Annotated in this window: 17 protein-coding genes, 1 tRNA gene and 2 pseudogenes; 12 read left to right on the top strand and 8 right to left on the bottom strand. The window is 74.4% G+C overall.

What is annotated here, in order from left to right:
* Nucleotides 1-196: 196 nt before the first annotated feature.
* Together ACFVIU_RS06105 and ACFVIU_RS06110 are read left to right on the top strand one after the other, a co-directional pair.
* A complete protein-coding gene (locus ACFVIU_RS06105) occupies nt 197-451 on the top strand; it encodes a DUF5133 domain-containing protein (RefSeq protein ID WP_385840933.1) in 255 nt (84 codons plus the stop codon).
* 124 nt (nt 452-575) lie between these two features.
* Nucleotides 576-1,493 (top strand): SGNH/GDSL hydrolase family protein, encoded by a 918-nt coding sequence (locus ACFVIU_RS06110; RefSeq protein WP_385840934.1) that lies wholly within the window; start codon nt 576-578, stop codon nt 1,491-1,493.
* A 57-nt stretch (nt 1,494-1,550) separates the two neighbouring features.
* Here ACFVIU_RS06110 and pgm read toward each other — a convergent pair whose 3' ends face one another.
* Nucleotides 1,551-3,191 carry a phosphoglucomutase (alpha-D-glucose-1,6-bisphosphate-dependent) gene (gene pgm, locus ACFVIU_RS06115; RefSeq protein WP_385840935.1) on the bottom strand — a complete coding sequence of 547 codons (1,641 nt, stop codon included), beginning with the start codon at nt 3,189-3,191 and terminating at the stop codon, nt 1,551-1,553.
* Nucleotides 3,192-3,347: 156 nt separating this feature from the next.
* Between pgm and ACFVIU_RS06120 the strand changes: the two genes are divergently transcribed.
* Nucleotides 3,348-3,959: a DUF4328 domain-containing protein gene (locus ACFVIU_RS06120; protein WP_385840937.1), complete on the top strand. Its 612-nt coding sequence runs from the start codon at nt 3,348-3,350 to the stop codon at nt 3,957-3,959.
* A gap of 69 nt (nt 3,960-4,028) precedes the next feature.
* Here the strand turns inward: ACFVIU_RS06120 and ACFVIU_RS06125 are convergent, their stop codons facing one another.
* Nucleotides 4,029-4,838, bottom strand: a complete 810-nt coding sequence (locus tag ACFVIU_RS06125; RefSeq protein WP_385840938.1) for a chitosanase — start codon at nt 4,836-4,838, stop codon at nt 4,029-4,031.
* Nucleotides 4,839-5,061: 223 nt separating this feature from the next.
* On the opposite strand from ACFVIU_RS06125, the gene ACFVIU_RS06130 reads away from it, so the two are divergent.
* Both ACFVIU_RS06130 and ACFVIU_RS06135 read left to right on the top strand, forming a co-directional pair.
* Nucleotides 5,062-5,229 (top strand): hypothetical protein, encoded by a 168-nt coding sequence (locus ACFVIU_RS06130; protein ID WP_385840939.1) that lies wholly within the window; start codon nt 5,062-5,064, stop codon nt 5,227-5,229.
* A gap of 20 nt (nt 5,230-5,249) precedes the next feature.
* Nucleotides 5,250-5,897, top strand: coding sequence for a DedA family protein (locus ACFVIU_RS06135; protein WP_385840940.1), 648 nt, complete (start codon nt 5,250-5,252; stop codon nt 5,895-5,897).
* A gap of 48 nt (nt 5,898-5,945) precedes the next feature.
* On the opposite strand, the gene ACFVIU_RS06140 is transcribed toward ACFVIU_RS06135, so the two are convergent.
* Nucleotides 5,946-7,109 (bottom strand): ANTAR domain-containing protein, encoded by a 1,164-nt coding sequence (locus ACFVIU_RS06140; RefSeq protein WP_385840941.1) that lies wholly within the window; start codon nt 7,107-7,109, stop codon nt 5,946-5,948.
* 330 nt (nt 7,110-7,439) lie between these two features.
* Here ACFVIU_RS06140 and ACFVIU_RS06145 point away from each other — a divergent pair, with 330 nt between their 5' ends.
* The 4 genes from ACFVIU_RS06145 to nrfD all read left to right on the top strand — a co-directional run bounded on the left by ACFVIU_RS06145 (nt 7,440) and on the right by nrfD (nt 10,463).
* Nucleotides 7,440-7,613, top strand: a complete 174-nt coding sequence (locus ACFVIU_RS06145) for a CsbD family protein (RefSeq protein WP_385840942.1) — start codon at nt 7,440-7,442, stop codon at nt 7,611-7,613.
* A gap of 183 nt (nt 7,614-7,796) precedes the next feature.
* Nucleotides 7,797-8,240, top strand: coding sequence for an ATP-binding protein (locus tag ACFVIU_RS06150; protein WP_385840943.1), 444 nt, complete (start codon nt 7,797-7,799; stop codon nt 8,238-8,240).
* 154 nt (nt 8,241-8,394) lie between these two features.
* Nucleotides 8,395-9,414, top strand: coding sequence for a 4Fe-4S dicluster domain-containing protein (locus ACFVIU_RS06155; protein ID WP_385840944.1), 1,020 nt, complete (start codon nt 8,395-8,397; stop codon nt 9,412-9,414).
* The gene (nrfD, locus tag ACFVIU_RS06160; RefSeq protein WP_385840945.1) at nt 9,411-10,463 is read left to right on the top strand and encodes an NrfD/PsrC family molybdoenzyme membrane anchor subunit; all 1,053 of its coding nucleotides are present in this window, start codon (nt 9,411-9,413) and stop codon (nt 10,461-10,463) included. The genes ACFVIU_RS06155 and nrfD overlap by 4 nt, the downstream gene beginning before the upstream one ends.
* A 10-nt stretch (nt 10,464-10,473) precedes the next feature.
* Here the strand turns inward: nrfD and ACFVIU_RS06165 are convergent, their stop codons facing one another.
* Nucleotides 10,474-11,163 carry a TetR/AcrR family transcriptional regulator gene (locus tag ACFVIU_RS06165; protein WP_385840947.1) on the bottom strand — a complete coding sequence of 230 codons (690 nt, stop codon included), beginning with the start codon at nt 11,161-11,163 and terminating at the stop codon, nt 10,474-10,476.
* Between the two features lie 53 nt (nt 11,164-11,216).
* Between ACFVIU_RS06165 and ACFVIU_RS06170 the strand changes: the two genes are divergently transcribed.
* Nucleotides 11,217-12,335, top strand: a complete 1,119-nt coding sequence (locus tag ACFVIU_RS06170; RefSeq protein ID WP_385840948.1) for an FAD-dependent oxidoreductase — start codon at nt 11,217-11,219, stop codon at nt 12,333-12,335.
* A 64-nt stretch (nt 12,336-12,399) separates the two neighbouring features.
* On the opposite strand, the gene ACFVIU_RS06175 is transcribed toward ACFVIU_RS06170, so the two are convergent.
* Nucleotides 12,400-13,086 (bottom strand): haloacid dehalogenase type II, encoded by a 687-nt coding sequence (locus tag ACFVIU_RS06175; protein ID WP_385840949.1) that lies wholly within the window; start codon nt 13,084-13,086, stop codon nt 12,400-12,402.
* A 268-nt stretch (nt 13,087-13,354) separates the two neighbouring features.
* Here ACFVIU_RS06175 and fdh point away from each other — a divergent pair, with 268 nt between their 5' ends.
* Nucleotides 13,355-16,615 carry a formate dehydrogenase gene (gene fdh / locus ACFVIU_RS06180; protein WP_385840950.1) on the top strand — a complete coding sequence of 1,087 codons (3,261 nt, stop codon included), beginning with the start codon at nt 13,355-13,357 and terminating at the stop codon, nt 16,613-16,615.
* Between the two features lie 25 nt (nt 16,616-16,640).
* On the opposite strand, the pseudogene selD reads toward fdh, so the two are convergent.
* Nucleotides 16,641-17,660: pseudogene (selD, locus tag ACFVIU_RS06185) on the bottom strand (selenide, water dikinase SelD).
* Between the two features lie 37 nt (nt 17,661-17,697).
* On the opposite strand from selD, the gene ACFVIU_RS06190 reads away from it, so the two are divergent.
* Nucleotides 17,698-17,790, top strand: a tRNA-Sec gene (locus tag ACFVIU_RS06190).
* Nucleotides 17,791-17,798: 8 nt separating this feature from the next.
* Here the strand turns inward: ACFVIU_RS06190 and ACFVIU_RS06195 are convergent.
* Both ACFVIU_RS06195 and selA read right to left on the bottom strand, forming a co-directional pair.
* Nucleotides 17,799-19,567, bottom strand: a pseudogene (locus tag ACFVIU_RS06195) (SelB C-terminal domain-containing protein); the annotation flags it as partial.
* Nucleotides 19,567-20,874, bottom strand: coding sequence for an L-seryl-tRNA(Sec) selenium transferase (gene selA / locus ACFVIU_RS06200; RefSeq protein ID WP_385840952.1), 1,308 nt, complete (start codon nt 20,872-20,874; stop codon nt 19,567-19,569). The gene selA and the pseudogene ACFVIU_RS06195, both read right to left, overlap by 1 nt.
* Nucleotides 20,875-20,946 lie beyond the last annotated feature (72 nt).

The following is a 20,946-nucleotide window of genomic DNA, read 5'->3' on the forward strand; positions in this document are numbered from 1 at the left end:
TCACTTTTCCACACCGGCGCGGACAAGCCTCGATCGGGCGGGCGCGGCCGCGTGGTTGGGGGCCGGCCGGGAACAGCTGCTTCCGGCCGGTGCGCGGTGGAGGGGGCATGCGGTCGGCGGACGCGGGTATGCGGGTGCCACATCACCCGTCCACCCACGAGGAACTATCCATCCCCACCGCAGGAAGGCGACACACATGCTGATGGCACACCCGGCGGTACTGACGGACCTCATCTCCCAGTACGAGGCCCTCACCCTGCTCGGCGCCGACGAGAGCACTCCGCAGGCCCGGCAGCGGCTCGCCGACGTCTCCTACACGCTGTGCGTGGCCACCGGCACCAAGGACGTCGACATGGCCCTCATCGCCGCCCGCCACCGGCTCTCCGGAGCGCGTCCGGAGGACGACTCGCTGCTGCTGACGTCCGAACCCACGAAGACCGCGTCCGTCTGAACTCGTCGCCTCCGGCTTCTGGTCGGCGCGGCCTACCGGGCGGTATACAGGCCCAGTCGAACGCGCGGGGACCGCACTGCGGTGCGGTCCCCGTCGCGATGTGCCGGCCCCAGGGGGAGGACGCATGGCGAACGGAAGACGCACGGCCAACGGTGCGAGAGGCCGGCGGGCAGCCGCGGTGCTGGGAGCGGCGCTGGGCGGGTGCGCCCTGGTCGCCACCGCCACCACACCGGCCGCCGCGCACCCCGGGGGACCGGGCCACGGCCTGCGGTACGCGGCGCTCGGCGACTCCTACACCTCGGGCCCCGGCATCCCCCGCCAGGTGGACGCCGACTGTGCCCGCTCCGACCACAACTACCCGTCCCTCGTGGCGGCCGACCAGGCGGCGACGGCGTTCACGGACGTCAGCTGCGGCGGCGCCACGACCGCGCAGATGTGGCAGGCGCAGGGCAGCAACCCGCCGCAGCTCGACGCGCTGGACCGGCACACCGACCTGGTGACGGTGCAGATCGGCGGCAACGACGTCGGTTTCGGCAGCATCATCGCCACCTGCGCCCGGCTCGCCGCCCAGGATCCGGCCGGCGACCCGTGCGAGCGCTCCTACACCGCGTCCGGCGCGGACGAACTGACCCTCGCCGTGCTGCGGACGGCGCCGAAGGTGGCCGGGGTGCTGCGGGCCGTGCACGCCCGGGCGCCGCACGCGCGGGTGGTCGTCGTCGGCTATCCGGACCTGCTGCCCGACGACGGCAGCGGCTGCTTCCCGCAGGTCCCCTTCGCCCAGGGCGACTTCGCCTATCTGCGGGACACCGAGAAGCGGCTCAACCTGATGCTGCGCGTGGTGGCCGGCCTGAACCGGGCCGAGTACGTCGACACCTACGGCCCCACCGTCGGCCACGACATGTGCAAGGCGCCCGCCGACCGCTGGATCGAGCCGCTCCGGCCAGCCGCTCCGGCCGCCCCCGCCCACCCCAACGCGCTGGGCGAACAGGCCATGGCGCGGGCGGTGCTGGACCGGCTGGTGCAGGGACGCGGACGCGGCTGACGCGACCTGAGCCGAGCGGCGGCCTCCGGGTGTCGGGGGCCGCCCCTCGGGCGGGTCTCAGCCGCCGAGCGCGCCGAGCACGACCGCCTGGGCCTCCTCCTGCACCCGGGCGAGGTGGTCGGGGCCGAGGAAGGACTCGGCGTACACCTTGTAGACGTCCTCGGTGCCCGAGGGGCGGGCCGCGAACCAGGCGTTGTCGGTGGTCACCTTGATGCCGCCGATGGCCGCGCCGTTGCCGGGCGCCTCGGTGAGGACGGCGGTGACCGGCTCGCCGGCCAGCGTGTCGGCGCTGACCTGGGCCGGGGACAACTTGGCGAGCAGCGCCTTCTGCTCCCGGGAGGCGGGCGCGTCGGTCCGGGCGTAGGCGGGCTCGCCGAAGCGCGCGGTCAGGTCGGCGTAGTGCTCGGACGGGGTCTTGTCGGTGACGGCCGTGATCTCGGAGGCGAGCAGCGCCAGGAGGATGCCGTCCTTGTCGGTGGTCCACACCGAGCCGTCCCGGCGCAGGAAGGACGCGCCGGCCGACTCCTCGCCGCCGAACCCGAGGGTGCCGCCGGCCAGTCCGTCCACGAACCACTTGAACCCGACGGGGACTTCGACGAGTTCCCGGCCGAGGTCGGCGGCGACCCGGTCGATCATGGTGGAGGAGACCAGCGTCTTGCCGATGCCGACGGCGGCCGGCCACTGCTCGCGGTGCCGGTAGAGGTAGGAGATGGCGACCGCGAGGTAGTGGTTGGGGTTCATCAGCCCGGCGTCCGGGGTGACGATGCCGTGCCGGTCGGCGTCGGCGTCGTTGCCGGTGGCGATGCGGAACCGGTCGCGCTGCTCGATGAGGGAGGCCATCGCGTGGGGCGAGGAGCAGTCCATGCGGATCTGCCCGTCCCAGTCCAGCGTCATGAACCGCCAGGTGGGGTCGGTGTGCGGGTTGACCACCGTCAGGTCGATGCCGTGCTGTTCGGCGATCCGGCCCCAGTAGGCGACGGAGGCGCCGCCGAGCGGGTCGGCGCCGATGCGCACACCGGCCGCGCGGATCGCGTCCAGGTCGAGGACGCTGGGCAGGTCGCCGACGTACGCGCCGAGGAAGTCGTGGCGTCCGGTGGTGTCCGCGGCGAGCGCCCGCGCGTAGGGCATCTGGCGTACGTCCTTCAGGCCGCCCGTGATGATCTCGTTGGCCCGGTCCTGGATCCAGGAGGTGGCGTCGGAGGCCGCCGGGCCGCCGCTCGGCGGGTTGTACTTGAAGCCGCCGTCGGCGGGCGGGTTGTGCGACGGGGTGACGACCACACCGTCCGCGAGACCGGAGGTGCGGCCCCGGTTGTGGCTGAGGATGGCGTGCGAGACGGCCGGGGTGGGGGTGTAGCCGTCGGCGCTGTCGACGAGCACGGTCACCCCGTTGGCGGCGAACACCTCCAGCGCGGTGACCTTGGCGGGCTCCGACAGGGCGTGGGTGTCGGCGCCGAGGAAGAGCGGTCCGTCGGTGCCCTGCGCGGCGCGGTACTCGCAGATGGCCTGGCTGGTGGCGGCGATGTGGTCCTCGTTGAAGGCGCATCCGAGGGACGAACCCCGGTGCCCCGAGGTGCCGAACGCCACCCGCTGGCCCGGGTCGGCCGGGTCGGGGTGCAGGGCGTAGTACGCCGTGACCAGCCGGGCCACGTCGACAAGGTCCTCGGGACCGGCCGGCCGGCCGGCTCGCTCGTGCGGCATGAGTCCGTATCCTCCGCATGGGTGTGTGGTTCGCTCGCCGCCCATCTTTCCTCGTCAGGACCCTGACACGCGAGTCGGCGCGTATGATCCGAGCCTCCGACGACCGCGCCGTGCCGCCCTGCACGCAGGGCGCCTTTCGCAGACAGGCCTGCCACCGTGACCGGATCCGCCGTCAGAGCCCCCTGGCTCCTCGCTCGTTGCGCACAGCTGGCCGTGGGTGCGGCCGCCGGCACGGAGGTGGTCCGCGCGTTCGACGTCCGCGCTCGTCTGCTGCATCCGTCGGCGGCGGCCGCCATCCGGTCCGGGTGGGCGTCGACGGTCTACGTGGACGTCATGACGGCGGCGATGGTGCTGTTCCTCGTGTGGTTCGCCCGCTGCCGGCGCAACGCCGGGCTGCTCTCCCCCGGCGCGGTGCGCGGCTCGGGCGCGTGGGCCGTCGTCGCCTGGCTGATACCGGGGGTCAACCTGTGGGCGCCGCGCGGACTCCTGCTGGACGTCCAGCGGGCGAGCGGTCCGGCCGGGGCGGACCGGGACGTCCTGGTGAACGTGTGGTGGGGGGCCTGGGTCGGGCACGCGGTGCTGGCGCTGGCCGCCGCACAGCTGGGCGGCGGGACCTCGCTGCCGCTGCTGGTGCCGGCGGAGTCCCTGAACCTGCTGGCCGCGGCCCTGGTGACCGTCGTGATCCAGCGGATCACCGCGCGACAGGCCGCCGCTGCGGACTCCGGGCTCCCGGTGCCCGCACCGGCCGGCCTGCCGCAGGCTCCGTAGGGCCTCTCTTCCGGATCTTGCCGGCGCCGCAGCCGGCCTGATCCGAAAGAAAGGCCCTGGGGCCGCCGGTCAGCCGATGTGGTAGCTGTCGCCGTAGACCTTCCAGTCGAGCGGGGTGTTCAGGTCGAGGTTGCCCTTGTGCAGGAAGACCCGCTGCTCGGTGTCGACCCGGCTGGTGTCGCTGTGCGCCTCCTCCTGCTTCATGGCCCAGACCCGCGCGTCGAGGAAGGCGTCGAGGTACGTGGTCTCCTTGCCGCCCTGCGCGGGCGGCTTGGCGCTGCGCAGGGCGCGCTTGCGTATGTTGCGGAAGCTGGTGGGGTCGTCGCCGTCCCCGTGCATGACGAGGGCGTCGTAGTAGATGAACTGGCCGAGCGCGCGCAGTCCGTCGGTCTTGCCCTGGGTGACCGCGGGGTTGAAGTAGACGCGGTCGCGTTCGTCGTCCTGGGCCCGCTGGAAGGAGGTGTCCCGGGCGGCCCTGCGCCAGTCGCCGGGGAAGCCGGGGTCGAGGCCCTCGTGCGAGTCGCTGCCGTTGACCTTGCGCAGTGCGGGCAGGTATTTGGCGAGGACGTTGCCGGGGGTGCGGTCGGTGTAGAGCTGGACGACCTCGAGCATGTCGCCGGTGCCGGAACAGAAGCCGATGATGCCGGCGGTGTAGCCGCGGCCGTCGCCGATGTCCTCGATGTACTTGTACTGGGCCCTCCAGTCGAGCGAGGAGTTCTCCGCGCTGGACACGAGTTCCATCGCGATCTCCTTCTTCGCGGGGTCGTCCAGTCCCGGTGCGGCGGCCGTGGCCGCGGTGGCGGAGCGGGTACCGATCAGGGCGCCGGAGGCGACCGCGCCGAGCAGGGCGACGGCGGTACGGCGGGAGACGTGCACCACAGGGCCTCCAAGTGGGCGTGGGGGGTGGCGAGCCCGGGCTGCCGCCCGAACTGGTAGGAAAGTTTCCTACCAGATGCGCCACCCACAACCCCGCGGAGGGCAACTTCGTACGATCACCCAACCGCAACGAGCCACACCTTCGCGCCCGCCCCACGTGACAAATGCAAAAAAATAGACATAATGGAATATGTATTCGTTCGCGACATGAAGGACCGCTCACCGTATGGCCTACGGAGCCCGCCGCAGTCCCTTTCCGCTTCCTCACCCCGACCTGACGCGCGCCCGCGACTGCGAGCACTGTCTCGGCTGGGGAACCGTCGTCACCCGCGACGGCCGGCACGAGCTGTGCCACACCTGCCAGCTCGTGCAGGGCGCCGACGCCGGCGCCTGACGGGGACGTACCGTGGAGCCATGGCCCCTCCGCTGCCGGGTCCACTGGCGCATCTGGCGCCGCTGCTCGGTCACTACGGCTACTGGGCCGTCGGGGCCGTGGTCTTCGTGGAGGATTTCGGGGTCCCGGCGCCCGGCGAGACGATCCTCCTCGCGGCCGGCGTCTACGCGGGCGCCGGCCGGCTGAACGTCGTGGCGGTGGCGGTGATCGCGTTCACCGCGGCCCTGCTCGGGGACAACGTCGGGTACCTGATCGGCCGGTCCGGCGGGCGCGCCGTCATCCACCGCTGGGGCCGGTACGTCTTCCTGACGCCGCGTCGCCTGGAGACCGCCGAGGAGTTCTTCGGCCGGCACGGCGGCAAGGTCGTGACCGTGGCCCGGTTCGTCGAGGGGCTGCGCCAGGCCAACGGCATCATCGCGGGCACCATCGGTATGCCCTGGCGCCGCTTCCTCGCCTTCAACGCGCTCGGCGCGGCCCTGTGGGTCGGCCTGTGGACCACCCTGGCCGCCCTGGCGGGCAGCCACATCACCGCCGTGTACGACGAGATCCGGCACTACCAGCTGTACGTCCTGGTCGGCGTCGCCGCCCTGCTCGCGGCCTTCGTGGTACGGCGGCTGCTGCGGCGCCGGCGCGAAGCGGGCCGTCGGCGCGCGCCCGACCCGTCCTGAGGCGAGGGCGGTCAGCCGGCCGACGGGCCGTGGGTGAGCCGATCGAGATCAGCCGGCCGACGGGCCGTGGGTGTGCAGATACTCCAGGGCGTCCTGGACCACCGTGCGCCGGTACCAGGACCGCCAGGCGGCCAGCTCCCCCGCCAGCACGTCCAGGCCGGCCTCCTCGCCGGGGGACAGCCAGACGCCCGGCTCCGCCCGGTGCACCGAGAGCACACCGGAGCAGCTGCCGTCGGCCGTGAGGAGCGGCGTGCCGCGGACCGCGCGGCTGCCCGTGGCCAGGGCCGCCCGGCCGACGGGATGGCCGGCCAGCTCCGGGTCCGCGGCCACGTCGGCGACGGTCACCGGACGGCGCTCGGCCTGGGCGCGGGCGCACACCGCCGGCGGACCGAGCACCAGGGCCAGGCAGTCCCGGTAGGCCTCGTCCAGGCCGTGCTGTGCCTCCAGGACGAGCGCCTCGTCCTGCACCCGGTCGGTCAGATGGATCTCGACCGCGTCGGCGTCGGCCAGCGTCACCGCCATGTACACGGCGGCCTTCAGCACCTGGAGCCGGTCACGCGGGTCCGCCTCGGCCAGCAGCCCGCCGGTGGGCGGCGGGGTGTGCCGGCGCCCCGGGAACCACTCCGTGCCCGTCAGCGGCGGCGGAGCGGTCACCACCGCCGAGGCCAGTTCCCGCACCGGCACATTGTGGTGCTGGGAGCCGTCCCGCAGCAGCCTGAAGGCGGCCGCCGGACCGGACAGACCGTAGCGGGCGATCAGGATGCCCTGGGCGATGCCGATGATCCCGCTGGTGCGCGCCTTGGCCCGCAGACCGAAGACCTCGCTCGGGCTCGCCGGCAGCAGGTACGGCCCGTTCTCGGCCGGCTCGCCGTGCGGGGCCGCGAGGGCACTGTCCAGGCTCGGGCACAGGCGGATGCCGGGCAGGGGCCTCCGCGTCAGCGCCACGTGGACCGGCGGTGCCGCACCGATGACCAGGACGGGACCGGCGGCGAGGTGCCGGGTGTGCGTGTCCAGGGCGCGGACCGCGGTTCCGGTCACCCGGCGCACACCGGACATGTCCAGGACCAGCAGCGGGTGGGGCCCGGCCGCCTGCCGCAGCTCCAGCTCGCGTCCGAGTACATCGGCGCCCCGGGCGTCGAGCGTGCCGGAGAGGTGCAGCACGACCGCCCGGTCGGCCACCGGCTGCACGGTCACGGTGACGTCTCCGGTCACCGCGCATCACCTGCGGACTTCGCGCGCTTCCTCGCGGCTCGCACCGCGGCCGGTGCGCACTCCCCGGCCGCACCTCGTCTGGTCCCACCTTGTTCCCCCACGCTCCGAAAACGCAAGCACCCGACCTGGCAAGTCGACGTTTCCGCCGTCTCACGAGGAGCACCCGGGAGGAAGACCGGCCGACCGTGCGGTCGTCGGTCCGAGGCTCCCTCGGTTCGGAGAAGTGCTGGGGGAGCTTCCTCGTGAACGCTCCGCTCCGGTTTGGCCCGCGGCACAGCGGTAAACCGGAGGACGAACGGAGAACAGTCGAGACGTTGGGATGTGACACCCATGGCTGGCAGCCAGAAGGCCAAGGGCAAGGCGGAGCAGGTCAAGGGCCGGGCCAAGGAGGCCGCGGGCCGCGCCGTCGGCAACGAGAGCCTGGAGGCCAAGGGCCGTATGGAGGGCGCGCGCGGCGACGCCCGCCAGGCCAAGGAGAAGGCGAAGGACATCGGCAAGCACTGAGCGAGGCCGCTCCTGCGCAAGAGGAACGGGCCCGGATCGTCCCGGACGGTCCGGGCCCCTCGCTGACCAGGCGTCCCCGGGCAATCGAAGGATTCGGGCCGGATGTCCCCTTGACCGGCGGCCCAGCGGGTAACCGAAGCCCGATAGCAGCTCCCCGAGGGCAAGGGCGGACAAGGTATGGACATGCAGCTCAGGACGCACGCGTCGGCACAGCCCCGCACCGCGGCCCCGCGCTACAGCCGTACCTGGGCCGGCGGCCTGACCAGCATCGCGGAGGCCAGGGACGCCGTCGCCGACCTGCTCGCCCGGGCCCGCCCCGCACCGGCCCGGCAGGCGGTGCAGGACGCGCAGCTGGTCGTAAGCGAGCTGGTCACGAACGCGGCCCAGCACGCGCCCGGCCCGTGCGCGCTGGGCCTGGACCTGCTGCCCGGCGGCGGCGCGCTGCGCATCACCGTCACGGACACCTCCCCCGAGCCGCCCCGCCGGCGCCCTCCCGACCCCGGCCGGGTGGGCGGCCACGGGCTGCACCTGGTGTTCCGGCTGGCCGTCGACGTGCGGGTGATCCGACTGGTCCGGGGCAAGCGGGTCGCCGCGATCGTGCCGCTCGCCGCCGGGACGGGCTGTTGAGGACCGGGCCGCGCGGCCGCTGCGGGCGCGCGCGACACGGGCACCCGTGCCAGGCTCGAAACGGGGCACCGCACACGCGCGACCAGCGGCCGGGGTGCCGGAAGGACGGCCGGGCGGCGGGTGGGCGGGACGTCGCGGGCGAGGAGGTACGGCGATGAGCGACGGCGACGCGGTGCGCGGGCGACACCAGCTGTCCGGCCCGCAGCCCGATGTGGCCGGTGCCGCCGGCTGGTCCGACGCCCCGCCGCGGATGGGCTTCTTCACCGACACGTCGGTGTGCATCGGCTGCAAGGCCTGCGAGGTGGCCTGCAAGGAGTGGAACGCCGTACCGGAGGACGGCCTGGAGCTGTCCGGGATGTCGTACGACAACACGCAGAGCCTCGGCGCCGACACCTGGCGGCATGTGGCCTTCGTGGAACAGCGCAAGCCGTTCGGCGGGCAGGAGCCCGGCGTCGGACACGAGGACGTGGACGTCTTCGCCGCCGCCGCACGGCTCGGCACCGACGCCGCCTCCCCCGGCCCGGGCGCCACCACTCCCCCGCCCGGCGAGGCCCCCGCGGGCGCGCCGGCCGGGCGGATCTCCCCGGTCGCCCCCGACGGCCGCACCGAGCTGCGCTGGCTCATGGCCTCCGACGTGTGCAAGCACTGCACGCACGCCGCCTGTCTGGACGTGTGCCCGACCGGCTCGCTGTTCCGCACCGAGTTCGGCACGGTCGTCGTCCAGGAGGACATCTGCAACGGCTGCGGCTACTGCGTGCCCGCCTGCCCGTACGGCGTGATCGGCCTGCGCGAGGACGACGGCCGGGCGTGGAAGTGCACGCTGTGCTACGACCGTCTCGGCGTCGGCATGGAGCCCGCCTGCGCCAAGTCCTGCCCCACGGAGTCCATCCAGTTCGGCCCGCTGGAGGAGCTGCGGGAGCGGGCCCGGGAGCGGGTGGCGCAGCTGCACGCGGCCGGGGTGGCCGACGCCCGCCTCTACGGCGAGAGTCCGGACGACGGCGTCGGCGGGGCCGGCGCGTTCTTCCTGCTGCTGGACGACCCCGAGGTCTACGGCCTGCCCCCGGACCCCGTCGTCACCACCCGGGACCTGCCCGACATGTGGCGGCACGCGGCCCTGGCCGCCGTCTCGCTGGCCGCCCTCGCCCTCGGCAGTTTCGTACGGAGGCCGCGATGAGCGAATCGGACGTCACCCGGGACGGGGTGCGGGGCGCGCGGCCCGGCCGGGAGGCGCCGACGGGCGCGGCCGGGGGCCGTCGGCGGCGCGGCCGGGGGGGCCGGGGCGAGCAGCCGATGGTGCCGGACGCGGAGTTCTCGTCGTACTACGGCAGGCCCGTGCTGAAGAAGCCGCCCTGGAAGCCGCTGGACATCGCCGGGTACCTGTACCTCGGTGGCCTGGCCGGGGCGTCCTCGCTGCTGGCGGCCGGTGGGCAGGCCACCGGCCGGCCGGGGCTCGCCGCGCCGGCGAAGTTCGGGGCGGCCGGGGCGATCTCGCTGTCGCTGGCCGCGCTCGTCCACGACCTGGGCCGCCCGGCCCGCTTCCTGAACATGCTCCGGGTGGTCAAGCCCACCTCACCGATGAGCGTGGGCTCCTGGCTGCTGGCCGGATACGTACCGCTCGCCCTCACCGCCGCGGCGACCGAGCTGGCGGGCCGCCGGCCGGCCGGCCGGGTCGCGGCGGCGGTGGCGCGGTGCCTGCGGCCGCTCGGGCCGGCGGCCACGGCGGGCGCGGCGGTGCTCGGCCCGGCCGTGGCGACGTACACCGCGGTGCTGGTCTGCGACACGGCGGTGCCGTCGTGGCACGAGGGCTATCGCGAGCTGCCGTTCGTCTTCGCGGGCTCGGCGGCGACGGCCGCGTCCGGACTCGCACTCGCCGCCGCTCCGGCGGCGCAGACAGGACCGGCCCGGCGGATGGCCGCGCTCGGAGCCGCGCTGGAGCTGGGCGCCTTCCGGGCGATGAAGCGGCGCATGGGCACCGCCGCCGAGCCCTACGAGCAGGGCGGACCGCGGCGGTTGCTGCACGCGGCGGAGGCGCTGACCGCGGGCGGTGCGCTCCTCGCCGTGGCCGCCGGGCGGGACCGGCGCCTCGCTCTGGCGGCCGGTCTGGCGCTGCTCAGCGGCTCGGCAGCCGTCCGCTTCGGCGTCTTCCAGGCCGGGGTGGCCTCGGCGGAGGACCCCCGGTACACGGTGCTGCCGCAGCGGGAGCGGCTGGCGGACGGCGGCTAGCGAGCCACGGTCACTCCGGCCGGGCGAGTCTGGCACCCACGGCGTCGAGGACCCAGTCCAGGCCGGTCGCGAAGGATGTGTCGGCGTCCATGTGCGTGCCGTCGTGCACCGCCTTGGCGAGCGCGGGGAAGCGGCCTGTGGCCAGCATTCTCGTCACGTGCGGTCCGGAGGCGCGCTGCCAGTCGCTCTTGGACAGGCCTGTGGTGCGCTCGGCCCGCAGGTTCGCGATCTCGCGCCTGATCGCGCCGGTGCAGTAGGCGCTGACGGTCTCCACGGCGCGCAGGACGGTGTCGATGTCGGCGAGGCCGTCGAGGGCGGCCAGCTTGGCCTCGGTCACGGCGAGGCCGTTCGGGCCGAGGCTCGGGCGGCCGCCGAGCAGGTCGGCGAGCCATGGGTGGCGCAGAGCGGCCTGCCGGGTGCGGTGGGAGAGGTCGCGCAGCGCCTCCCGCCAGTCGCCGGGCTGCTCCTCGGGGAGGATCTCGGCCTGGACCTCGTCCACCATGAGGTCGAACAGCTCTTCCTTGGTGGAGATGTAGCCGTACAGCCGCATCGGGCCGGCGTTCAGCCGGGCGGCGACCTTGCGCACCGACACCGCTTCGAGCCCGCCCTCGTCGGCCAGTGCGATGGCGGCGGCGACGATCCGCTCCCGGTCGAGCGGCACGGGGCGAGTCGGCGGCTCCGGCCGGTCCCAGACAGTCATGGCCACATCGTACTGTTGCGATACAGCGTATTGAGAAAATACAGTGTATCGACATGAGACATCGCATCGCCGTGGTCGGAAGCGGTCCCGCCGGCCTGACCTTCGCCCGTGTCCTGCACCGCCACGGCCACCCCGTCACGATCCTCGAACGCGACCCCGGCCCCGACGCCCGCCCCCCGGGCGGCACGCTGGACCTGCGTGAAGGGCAGGGCCAGCTCGCGCTCCGGAAGGCGGGGCTGCTGGCGGAGTTCCAGGCGCTGTCCCGGCCCGAGGGTCAGGCCATGCGCATCCTGGATCCGGACGGGACCGTCCTGCGCGACTGGCGGCCTCGCCCGGACGAGCGGGCCAATCCCGAGATCGACCGCGGCCACCTCCGTGATCTGCTGCTCGGCCCCCTCGATGTGCAGTGGGGGCGGGGTGTGACGCGGGTGGTGCCGGGGACCCCCGAGGGCGTCCTGGTCCACTTCGAGGACGGGCGGCAGGAGACGTTCGACCTCGTGGTCGGCGCGGACGGCGCGTGGTCCCGGGTGCGCCCCGCGGTCTCGCCGGCGACCCCGCAGTACACCGGCGTCGCCTCCGTCGAGTCGTCCCTCGACGACGTCGACACCCGCCACCCCGGCCTCGCCCGGCTGATCGGCGACGGCTCCATGGGGGTGTACGGCGTGAACCGGAGTCTCGTCGCGCAGCGCAACAGCGGCGGCCACGCCAAGGTGTACGCCCAGTTCCGCGCGCCGCTGGACCGGCACGCGGACCTGGACCCGGCCGATGCCGAGGCCGTCCGGGCGCGTCTGCTGGCGTTGTTCGACGGCTGGGCCGCTCCCGTCCTCGACCTGCTCCGCCACAGCACCGCGTTCGTCCAGCGCCCCCTGTACACCCTGCCCGTGAGCCACACCTGGACCCACGTCCGCGGGGTAACGCTGCTGGGCGACGCCGCCCATCTGATGCCTCCGCTGGGCGCGGGCGCGAACCTCGCGATGCTGGACGGCGCCGAACTCGCCGAGGCCATCGCCGCCGGCCCCGACAAGCCGGACGACGCCGTCCGCGCCTTCGAGGAGCGGATGTGGGCACGGGCCGGCACATGGGCGAAGATCACGACGGCCGGTCTGGAACGCCTCGTGGGCCCGGACCCCGCCGAAGCGCTCGCTCTCTTCGACGAGGTCCAGCCGTCCTGACCACCGAGCACCCTGCGCGGGACCGGCTCCGTGGGCGCCTCCCGGGGCTGCTCGGTGCCGCGGTCTACGGGCCCTCCGCGCCCAGCCGGGCCGCCAGGTCCGGGAGGGAGACGGCGGTCAGGGCCGGGTGACGCGGGGACGAGGGGTACGGCTGTGAGGTGCGGCGCAGCCACGCGGTGACCAGCCCTGCCCGGGCGGCGCCGTCGATGTCCCACGGGTGCACCGAGACCAGCAGTGTCTCGCCGGCCGCGACGCCCAGGGTGTGCAGGGCGTGGGCGTAGGCCTCCCCCGCCGGCTTCCAGCGGCCCGCGGCCTCGACGTCGAGGTGGGTCTCGAAGCAGTCGGCGAGCCCGGCCCTGTCGAGCACCGCGCGGGTGGTGCCGGCGGAGCCGTTGGTGAGGGTCGCGAGGCGGTACCCGGCCGTGTGCAGGGCCCGTACACCGGCGGGCACGTCGGGGTGCACGGGCAGTTCCGCGAGCCCGGCGAGGACGTGTACGGCGGCCCGTTCCGGATCGGTCGCGCCCTCCTCGCCGGCCGCCAGCGTCCGCAGCCCGTCCCCCGCCACGGCCGCGAAGGACGCCCGGCCCCCGGCGAGGGTCAGGGCCACCCCGTCGCGCAGCACCCCGGCGAACCAGGCCGGCAGGAGGTGGCCGGGGAGGCCGACGTACTCGAAGCGGGCCGCGAGCGGGGTCAGATCGGTGAGGGTCTCGTTGACGTCGAACAGCACGACGCGAGGGCGGTCGGCGAGCAAGCGGATCACCTCCGTGGGCGACGCGGGCGAGACCCACCCGCAGCCGGGCGAGCGGCACCGCGGCACTGCCGACGGCCCGCCTGCCGACCATCATGGCAAGCCCCTCTGCCGCGTGCGCGGCGGCGATGACAGCCGCGAGGCGGCGGCCGGGACCGGCGGACCGGCCGTTTGGCCGCTGTCCGCGCGGGTACTCCGCGGCCCACCGGAAGATGCCCGGGGCGGCCGGGCGCGGGAGAATCGGGGCAGGACGCAGCGGAAGGAGCGGGGCATGGGTGTGCGCACCTGGATCGACTCCTGGCCGGTCTACCGGCAGCTGACCGGCACCGACCCGCTGGGCCGGGGCGCCGCCGCCCGGAGCGGGCGCAGCGCGCGGCTGACGCCGCGGGTGGCCACCGCCGACCGGGTGGTGAAGTCGGTGTGCCCGTACTGCGCGGTGGGCTGCGGCCAGAACGTGTACGTCCAGGAGGGGAAGGTCACCCAGATCGAGGGCGATCCGGACTCCCCGATCTCGCGCGGCCGGCTCTGCCCCAAGGGCGCGGCGAGCCTCCAGCTGACCACGGGGGACGCCCGCGAGCACCAGGTGCTGTACCGGCGTCCGCACGGCACCGACTGGGAGCGGCTGGACCTCGGCACCGCGATGGACATGATCGCGGACCGGGTGATCGCGGCGCGCCGGGCCGGCTGGCAGTGGGAGGTCGACGGGACCCGCACCCGGCGCACGCTCGGCATCGCGAGCCTGGGCGGGGCCACGCTCGACAACGAAGAGAACTACCTGCTCAAGAAGTTGTTCACCGCGCTGGGAGCAATCCAGATCGAGAACCAGGCGCGTGTTTGACACTCCTCCACCGTTCCCGGTCTGGGAACCTCGTTCGGACGCGGCGGCGCGACCACCTTCCAGCAGGACCTTCAGCACGCGGACTGCATCGTCATCGAGGGCTCGAACATGGCCGAGTGCCATCCGGTCGGGTTCCAGTGGGTGATGGAGGCGAAGGCGCGCGGCGCCAAGGTGGTCCATGTCGATCCGCGGTTCACCCGCACCAGCGCGCTGGCCGATCTGCACGTGCCGCTGCGCGCGGGCACCGACATCGCGTTCCTCGGCGGGATCATCCACTATGTGCTGGAGCACGAGAAGTACTTCCGTGACTATGTGGTGGCGTACAGCAACGCGTCGGTGATCCTGCGCGAGGACTTCCACGACACCGAGGACCTGGCCGGCGTCTTCTCCGGCCTGGACGCCCGCAACCGCAGGTACGACAACGCCAGTTGGCAGTACGAGGGCACCGAGGTGCAGGCCGCCTCGGGCGAGCGCGACCAGGAGTACGAGGCCCGCACCGGCGGCGGCAGTTCGGTGACCGAGGCGGCGCGCGGCGAGTCGCACGGCTCCGGCGGCGCGGTGATCGGCGAGGGCGAACCGGAGCGGGACGAGACGCTCACCCATCCGCGCTGCGTCTTCCAGGTGCTCAGGCGGCACTACGCGCGCTACACCCCGGAGCTGGTCGAGCAGGTCTGCGGAGTGCCGCAGGAGCTGTTCCGGCAGGTGTGCGAACTGGTCACGGAGAACTCGGGCCGCGACCGCACCACGGCCTTCGCCTACGCGGTCGGCTGGACCCAGCACACGGTGGGCGTGCAGTACATCCGCGCGGCCTCGGTGCTCCAGACCCTGCTGGGCAACATCGGCCGGCCGGGCGGCGGCATCCTGGCGCTGCGCGGGCACGCCTCCATCCAGGGCTCGACGGACATACCGACCCTGTTCAACCTGCTGCCGGGCTACATCCCGATGCCGCACGCCCACCAGAACCAGGACCTGGACGCCTTCGTCGAGGCGGAGGCGGCCCACAAGGGCTACTGGGGCAACATGCGCGCCTACCTGGTGAGCCTGCTGAAGGCGTACTGGGGTGACGCGGCGACCCCGGAGAACGACTTCTGCTTCGACTACCTGCCCCGGCTCACCGGCTCGCACTCGACGTACGAGACGACGACGGCCCAGCTGGACGGCGTCTGCAAGGGCTACTTCCTGATCGGCGAGAACCCCGCCGTGGGGAACGCGAACTCCAAGCTGATGCGGCTGGGCATGGCCAACCTGGACTGGCTGGTCGTCCGGGACTTCTCGCTGATCGAGTCGGCGACCTGGTGGAAGGACGGCCCGGAGATCGCCACCGGTGAGCTGCGCACCGAGGACATCGGCACCGAGGTGTTCTTCCTGCCGGCCGCCGCGCACACCGAGAAGGACGGCAGTTTCACCAACACCCAGCGGCTGGTCCAGTGGCACCACCAGGCGGTCGAGCCGCCCGGGGAGGCGCGCAGCGACCTGTGGTTCGCCTACCACCTGGGGCGGATCGTCCGGGAGAAGCTGGCGGGGTCCGCCGACGAGATGGACCGGCCGCTGCTCGACCTGGCCTGGGACTACCCGACGAAGGGCGTACTCGACGAACCGGACGCCGAGGCCGTCCTGGCCGAGATCAACGGCCACGACGCCGAGGGCGCTGCGCTCTCCTCGTACGAGGAGCTGAAGTCCGACGGCTCGACCGTCTGCGGCTGCTGGATCTACTGCGGTGTCCGCGCCGACGGTGTCAACCAGGCCGCCCGCCGCAAGCCCGGCCGGGAGCAGGACTGGGTGGCCGCCGAGTGGGCCTGGGCCTGGCCGGCCAACCGCCGGATCCTGTACAACCGCGCCTCCGCGGACCCCGAGGGCCGCCCGTGGAGCGAGCGGAAGGCACTGGTGTGGTGGGACGCGGAGCGGGGTGAGTGGACCGGGCACGACGTACCCGACTTCAAGAAGGACAAGGACCCCGGTCACGAGCCGCCCGAGGGCGCGACCGGCCCGGAGGCCCTGTCGGGCAGGGATCCGTTCATCATGCAGGCCGACGGCAAGGCGTGGCTCTATGTGCCGTCCGGGCTCACCGACGGCCCGCTGCCCACGCACTACGAGCCGCAGGACTCGCCGTTCGCGAACCTCCTGTACGACCAACAGCGCAACCCGGTCCGTCAGTTGCCGCCGCCGCATCCGGACAACCGCTACCAGCCGAGCGGTGACGAGCCCGGCTCCGCGGTGCTCCCGTACGTGGCCACCACCTACCGGCTCACCGAGCACCACACCGCGGGCGGCATGTCGCGCTGGCAGCCGTATCTGGCCGAACTCCAGCCGGAGTTCTTCTGCGAGGTCTCCCCCGAGCTGGCCGCGGAGCGGGGCCTGACGCACACCGGGTGGGCGACGATCGTCAGCGCCCGCGCGGTGATCGAGGCCCGGGTGCTGGTCACGGACCGGATGGCGCCGCTGACCGTGCAGGGGCGCCGGCTGCACCAGGTGGGGCTGCCGTACCACTGGGGTCCGAACGGGTACAGCACCGGGGACGCGGCCAACGAGCTGCTGCATCTGTCCCTGGACCCGAACACGCACATCCAGGAGTCGAAGGCGTTCGCCGTGGACATCCGCCCGGGGCGCAGGCCGCGCGGCCCTGCCTCCCTGGCGCTGGTCCGCGCCTACCGGATCCGCGCGGGCATCGACGAGCACACGGGCACGGAGCCCTGAGCCCTGAGCCCTGAGCCCCGAACCCCTACCGGAGCACGATCGAGTGGGGTCCGCGCGGCACCAGCTCCCCCACCACCGGCGCCCCGGACACCTCCCCGGCGACCAGCAGACCGCCGGAGGTCTGCGCGTCGGCCAGCAGCAGCCGGGTGCCCTCGTCGGTGTCCCCGAAGTCGGTGTGCGGGGCGACCCATTCGAGGTTGCGCCGGGTGCCGCCGCTGATCTACCCGTCGCGTACGGCCTCCCGGGCCCCGTCCAGGTACGGCACGGCGGCGGTGTCGATGACGGCGGTCACCTGCGAGGCGCGGGCCAGCTTGTACAGATGGCCGAGGAGGCCGAAGCCGGTGATGTCGGTGGCGCAGCGGGCCCCGACCGCGAGGGCGGCCTCGGCGGCGTCCCGGTTGAGGGCCGTCATGGTGGCGACGGCCTGCTCGAAGCGCTCGCCGGTGGCCTTGTGCCGGTTGTTCAGCACGCCCACGCCCAGCGGCTTGGTCAGGCAGAGCGGCTGCCCCGGCCGGCCGGTGTCGTTGCGCAGCAGCCGGTCGGGGTCGGCGAGGCCGGTGACGGCCATGCCGTACTTCGGCTCGGGATCGTCCACGCTGTGCCCGCCGCCGACATGGCAGCCGGCCTCGGTGGCGATGTCGAGTCCGCCGCGCAGCACCTCGCGGGCCAGTTCGAAGGGGAGCCGGTCGCGCGGCCAGGCCAGCAGGTTCACGGCGAGGACCGGCCGGCCGCCCATCGCGTAGACGTCGGACAGGGCGTTGGCGGCGGCGATGCGTCCCCAGTCGTAGGGGTCGTCCACGACCGGGGTGAAGAAGTCCGCCGTACACACGAGTGCCGTGCCCCGGTGGGTGACCACGGCCGCGTCGTCCCCGGTGGCGAGCCCGACGAGCAGGGGCGTGTCGCCCCCGGCGAGCGCCGGTGCGGTCAGCCCGGCGACCACCTCCTCCAGCTCCCCCGGCGGGATCTTGCAGGCGCAGCCGCCGCCATGGGCGAACTGCGTGAGCCGGACGGGCGCCCGGCGGGTCGGTACCGAGGTCTGTGACATGGCGGTGGTCTCCTGGGGCAGAAGCCTGACGGATGGTGGAGGCGTGTGGGTGCCTGGTGGCCCTCCCGGTCTTCAAAACCGAGGGGCCCGAGCAGCTCGGGCCGGCGGGTTCGATTCCCGTCCGCCTCCGTCCGTCCCGTCCCGGCGGCAGCGGCGGCGCTGGTCGTCCAGGCGTTCCGTGTGCCCCCGGGCGTCCAGGAACTCCAGCAGCGGTACGGCCACCCGGCGGGTGGTGTCCAGGGCCCGGCGTGCCTCGCTGAGCGTGAACGGCTCGGGCAGCTCGCGCAGCACGGCGGCGGCCGCGGTGTCCGCGCCGGGCAGCAGCACGATCCCGTCGGCGATCCGCAGCAGCGCCCCCGTCTGCACGGCCGCCGCCAACGCCCTGCGGTCCAGGCCCAGTTCGGCGAGCCGGCCGGCCTCCGGCGCGCGGAACGGCGTACGGGCCAGGTCGCGGCGGACCGCGTCCACGGCCGCGCGGACGGGCGGGGGCAGCCCGGGCCGTGCGCGGTCGGCGGGGTACAGCCGGCCCCCGCGGGCGCGCAGCCCGGGTGTGGCGGTGGCCAGGGCGTCGACCAGTGCGCGGTCCGGCAGGCCGAGCAGCCGGCGGGCGGCCTCGGTGGGCAGCCCGGGGTCGAGCGGGTGGGCGCGGGCGTGCCGCTCGGTCTCGGCGGTGAGCCGGTCCTTCAGGGTGTCCCAGTGGTGCCGGTCGGCGAGCCAGTCGCCGGCCACGGGTTCGGCGGGGACCGGGACGCCCATCGCCCGCAGTTCGGCGCGGCGGATCAGCTTGCGGCGGGCGAGTTCGGCGGTGCCGTCGGGGCGGCCGGTCATGGTGGCCAGTTCGGCCGCGCGGGCCGGCCGGCGCCGCGCCGGGTCAGCCGGGGCGGCCGTACGTCGAGGACGGTGGCCGCGCGGGGTCTGCGGCCGCCCCCGGGCTCGCGCAGCACGGCCCGGTCGCCGACGCGCAGGGGCAGGGCGCGGGAGAGGGTGAGCCGCGCGGTGTCCGTGCCGAGCGGGCGGACGGTCACCGGGACGGCGGCGGTGCCGATGTGCAGGGTGACCTGGCGGGGCAGGTCGGCCGTGGGCTCGCCGGTGACGCGTACGTCGATCAGCTCGGCGCACCGCCAGCGGTCCGGGGTGAGCAGCACCTGTCCGCGGCTGAGGGCCGTGTCGCCGGGGCCGTGCACGTTGACGGCGACCCGGGCGACGGCGCCGACCGCGGTGCGCTCCTCGTGCAGGCTCTGGAGGCCTCTGACCCGCAGGCAGGCGCCGCCGTCCCCGGTGGCCAGCCGGTCGCCGACGCGCAGCGTGCCCGCGCCGAGGGTGCCGGTGACGACGGTGCCGTGGCCGCGGACGGTGAAGGCCCGGTCCAGCCAGAGCCGTACGTCCGCGTCCCGGTCGGGGGCGGGCAACTCCTCGGCCAGCCGGGCGAGTTCGGTGCGCAGTGCGTCCAGTCCGCGGCCGGTGACGGCGCTCACCGCCACCGCGGGGACCGTGCCGAGGGAAGTGGCGGCCAGCCGTTCGAGGGCGTCGGCGCGCACGGGTGCGGGGTCGGCGAGGTCGCTGCGGGTGATCGCGAGGACGGCGTGCCGGACGCCGAGCGCGTCGAGGATGGCGAGGTGTTCCTCGGACTGGGGCTGCCAGCCCTGGTCGGCGGCGACCACGAAGAGCACCGCGGGCACGGGTCCGACCCCGGCGAGCATGGTGGCGACGAACCGTTCGTGCCCGGGGACGTCCACGAAGGCGAGGTGTTCGCCGTCCGGGCCGAGCCGGGTCCAGACGAAGCCCAGGTCGAGCGTGAGGCCGCGGCGGCGTTCCTCCTCGTACCGGTCGGGTTCCATTCCGGTGAGGGCGCGGACCAGGGCCGATTTGCCGTGGTCGACATGGCCGGCGGTGGCGAGGACCCGCATCACGTCCGCCCTTCCGCCGCCGGGCCGGCGCACCGCGCGTGCACCGCCCGTACGGCTTCGGCGAGCCGTTCGTCGTCCTCCTCCGGCACCGCGCGCAGGTCCAGCAGACAGCGCCCGGCCTCCAGCCGTCCGACCACCGGGATCGGTCCGGTCCGCAGGGCCGTGGCATACCGCTCGGGCAGGGAGAGGGCGGCGCTGGGCAGGGTGACACCGGGGGCGCCGCCGCCGCCGACCGTGGCCGTGCTCGGTACGGCCCGTACGTCGATGCCGTCGGCGGTGAGCGAGGCGGCGAGCCGTTCGGCGCGGGCGGTCAGCCGGGCCGGGTCGGCGGTGAGGGCGCGGGCGGTCGGGGTGGGCGGGCCGGTGAGGGTGGCCTCCAGCGCGGCGAGGGTGAGCTTGTCGACGCGCAGGGCGCGGGCCAGCGGATGCCGGGCGAGCGTGCGGACGATGTCCTGGTCGCCGAGGAGCAGTCCGCACTGGGGGCCGCCGAGGAGTTTGTCGCCGCTCGCGGTGACCAGGGCGGCGCCCGCGCGCAGCTGGGTGTCGGCGTCGGGCTCCTCGGGCAGCGCGGGGTGCGGGGCGAGCAGGCCGGAGCCGATGTCGACGACGACCGGTACACCGAGACCGGTCAGCTCGGCTGCCGTGGCGGACCGGGTGAAGCCGGTGATGCGGAAGTTGGAGGGGTGCACCTTGAGCACGAAGCCGGTGTCGGGGCCGATCGCGTCGGCGTAGTCGGCGGCGGTCGTGCGGTTGGTGGTGCCGACCTCGCGGAGCCGGGCGCCGGTGGAGACCAGCAGGTCGGGCAGGCGGAAGCCGTCGCCGATCTCCACCATCTCGCCGCGGCTGACGACGATCTCCCGGCCGGCCGCGAGCGCCGTGGCGGCGAGGACGAGTGCGGCTGCGCCGTTGTTGACGACGTGCGCGGCTCCCGCGGCCGGTACCCGCTCGCGCAGGGCGGCGAGGGCGGAGCGGCCCCGGCGGGCCCGGACGCCGGTCTCCAGGTCGAGTTCCACGTCGGTGGGCCCGGCGGCCTCCTGGACGGCCCGGCGCGCGGCGGCCGAGAGCGGGGCCCGGCCGAGGTTGGTGTGCAGCAGCACGCCCGTCGCGTTGACCACCGGCCGCAGACCGCTCGCGGTGACGGGCAGCAGGGCGAGGGCGGTCTCCGCCACCTGCCCCGGCGCGATCCCGCCCGCCCTGGCCCGCTCCTGCGCCTGGCGGACGGCGGCCTTGACCACCCCGCCGCCGAGCCGCTCCACGGCAGCGGCGAGACGGGGATCACGCAGCAGCGCATCGGTCCGCGGAATCATCCGCCGCACGTCCCCTGCCCCGCGGCCCGACGGCGTACGCCCGCTGCTCCCCTCGGCGCCCTCCGGCGCACC

This window comes from Streptomyces sp. NPDC127190 (genome assembly GCF_042672505.1).
Classification (GTDB): Bacteria; Actinomycetota; Actinomycetes; order Streptomycetales; family Streptomycetaceae; genus Streptomyces.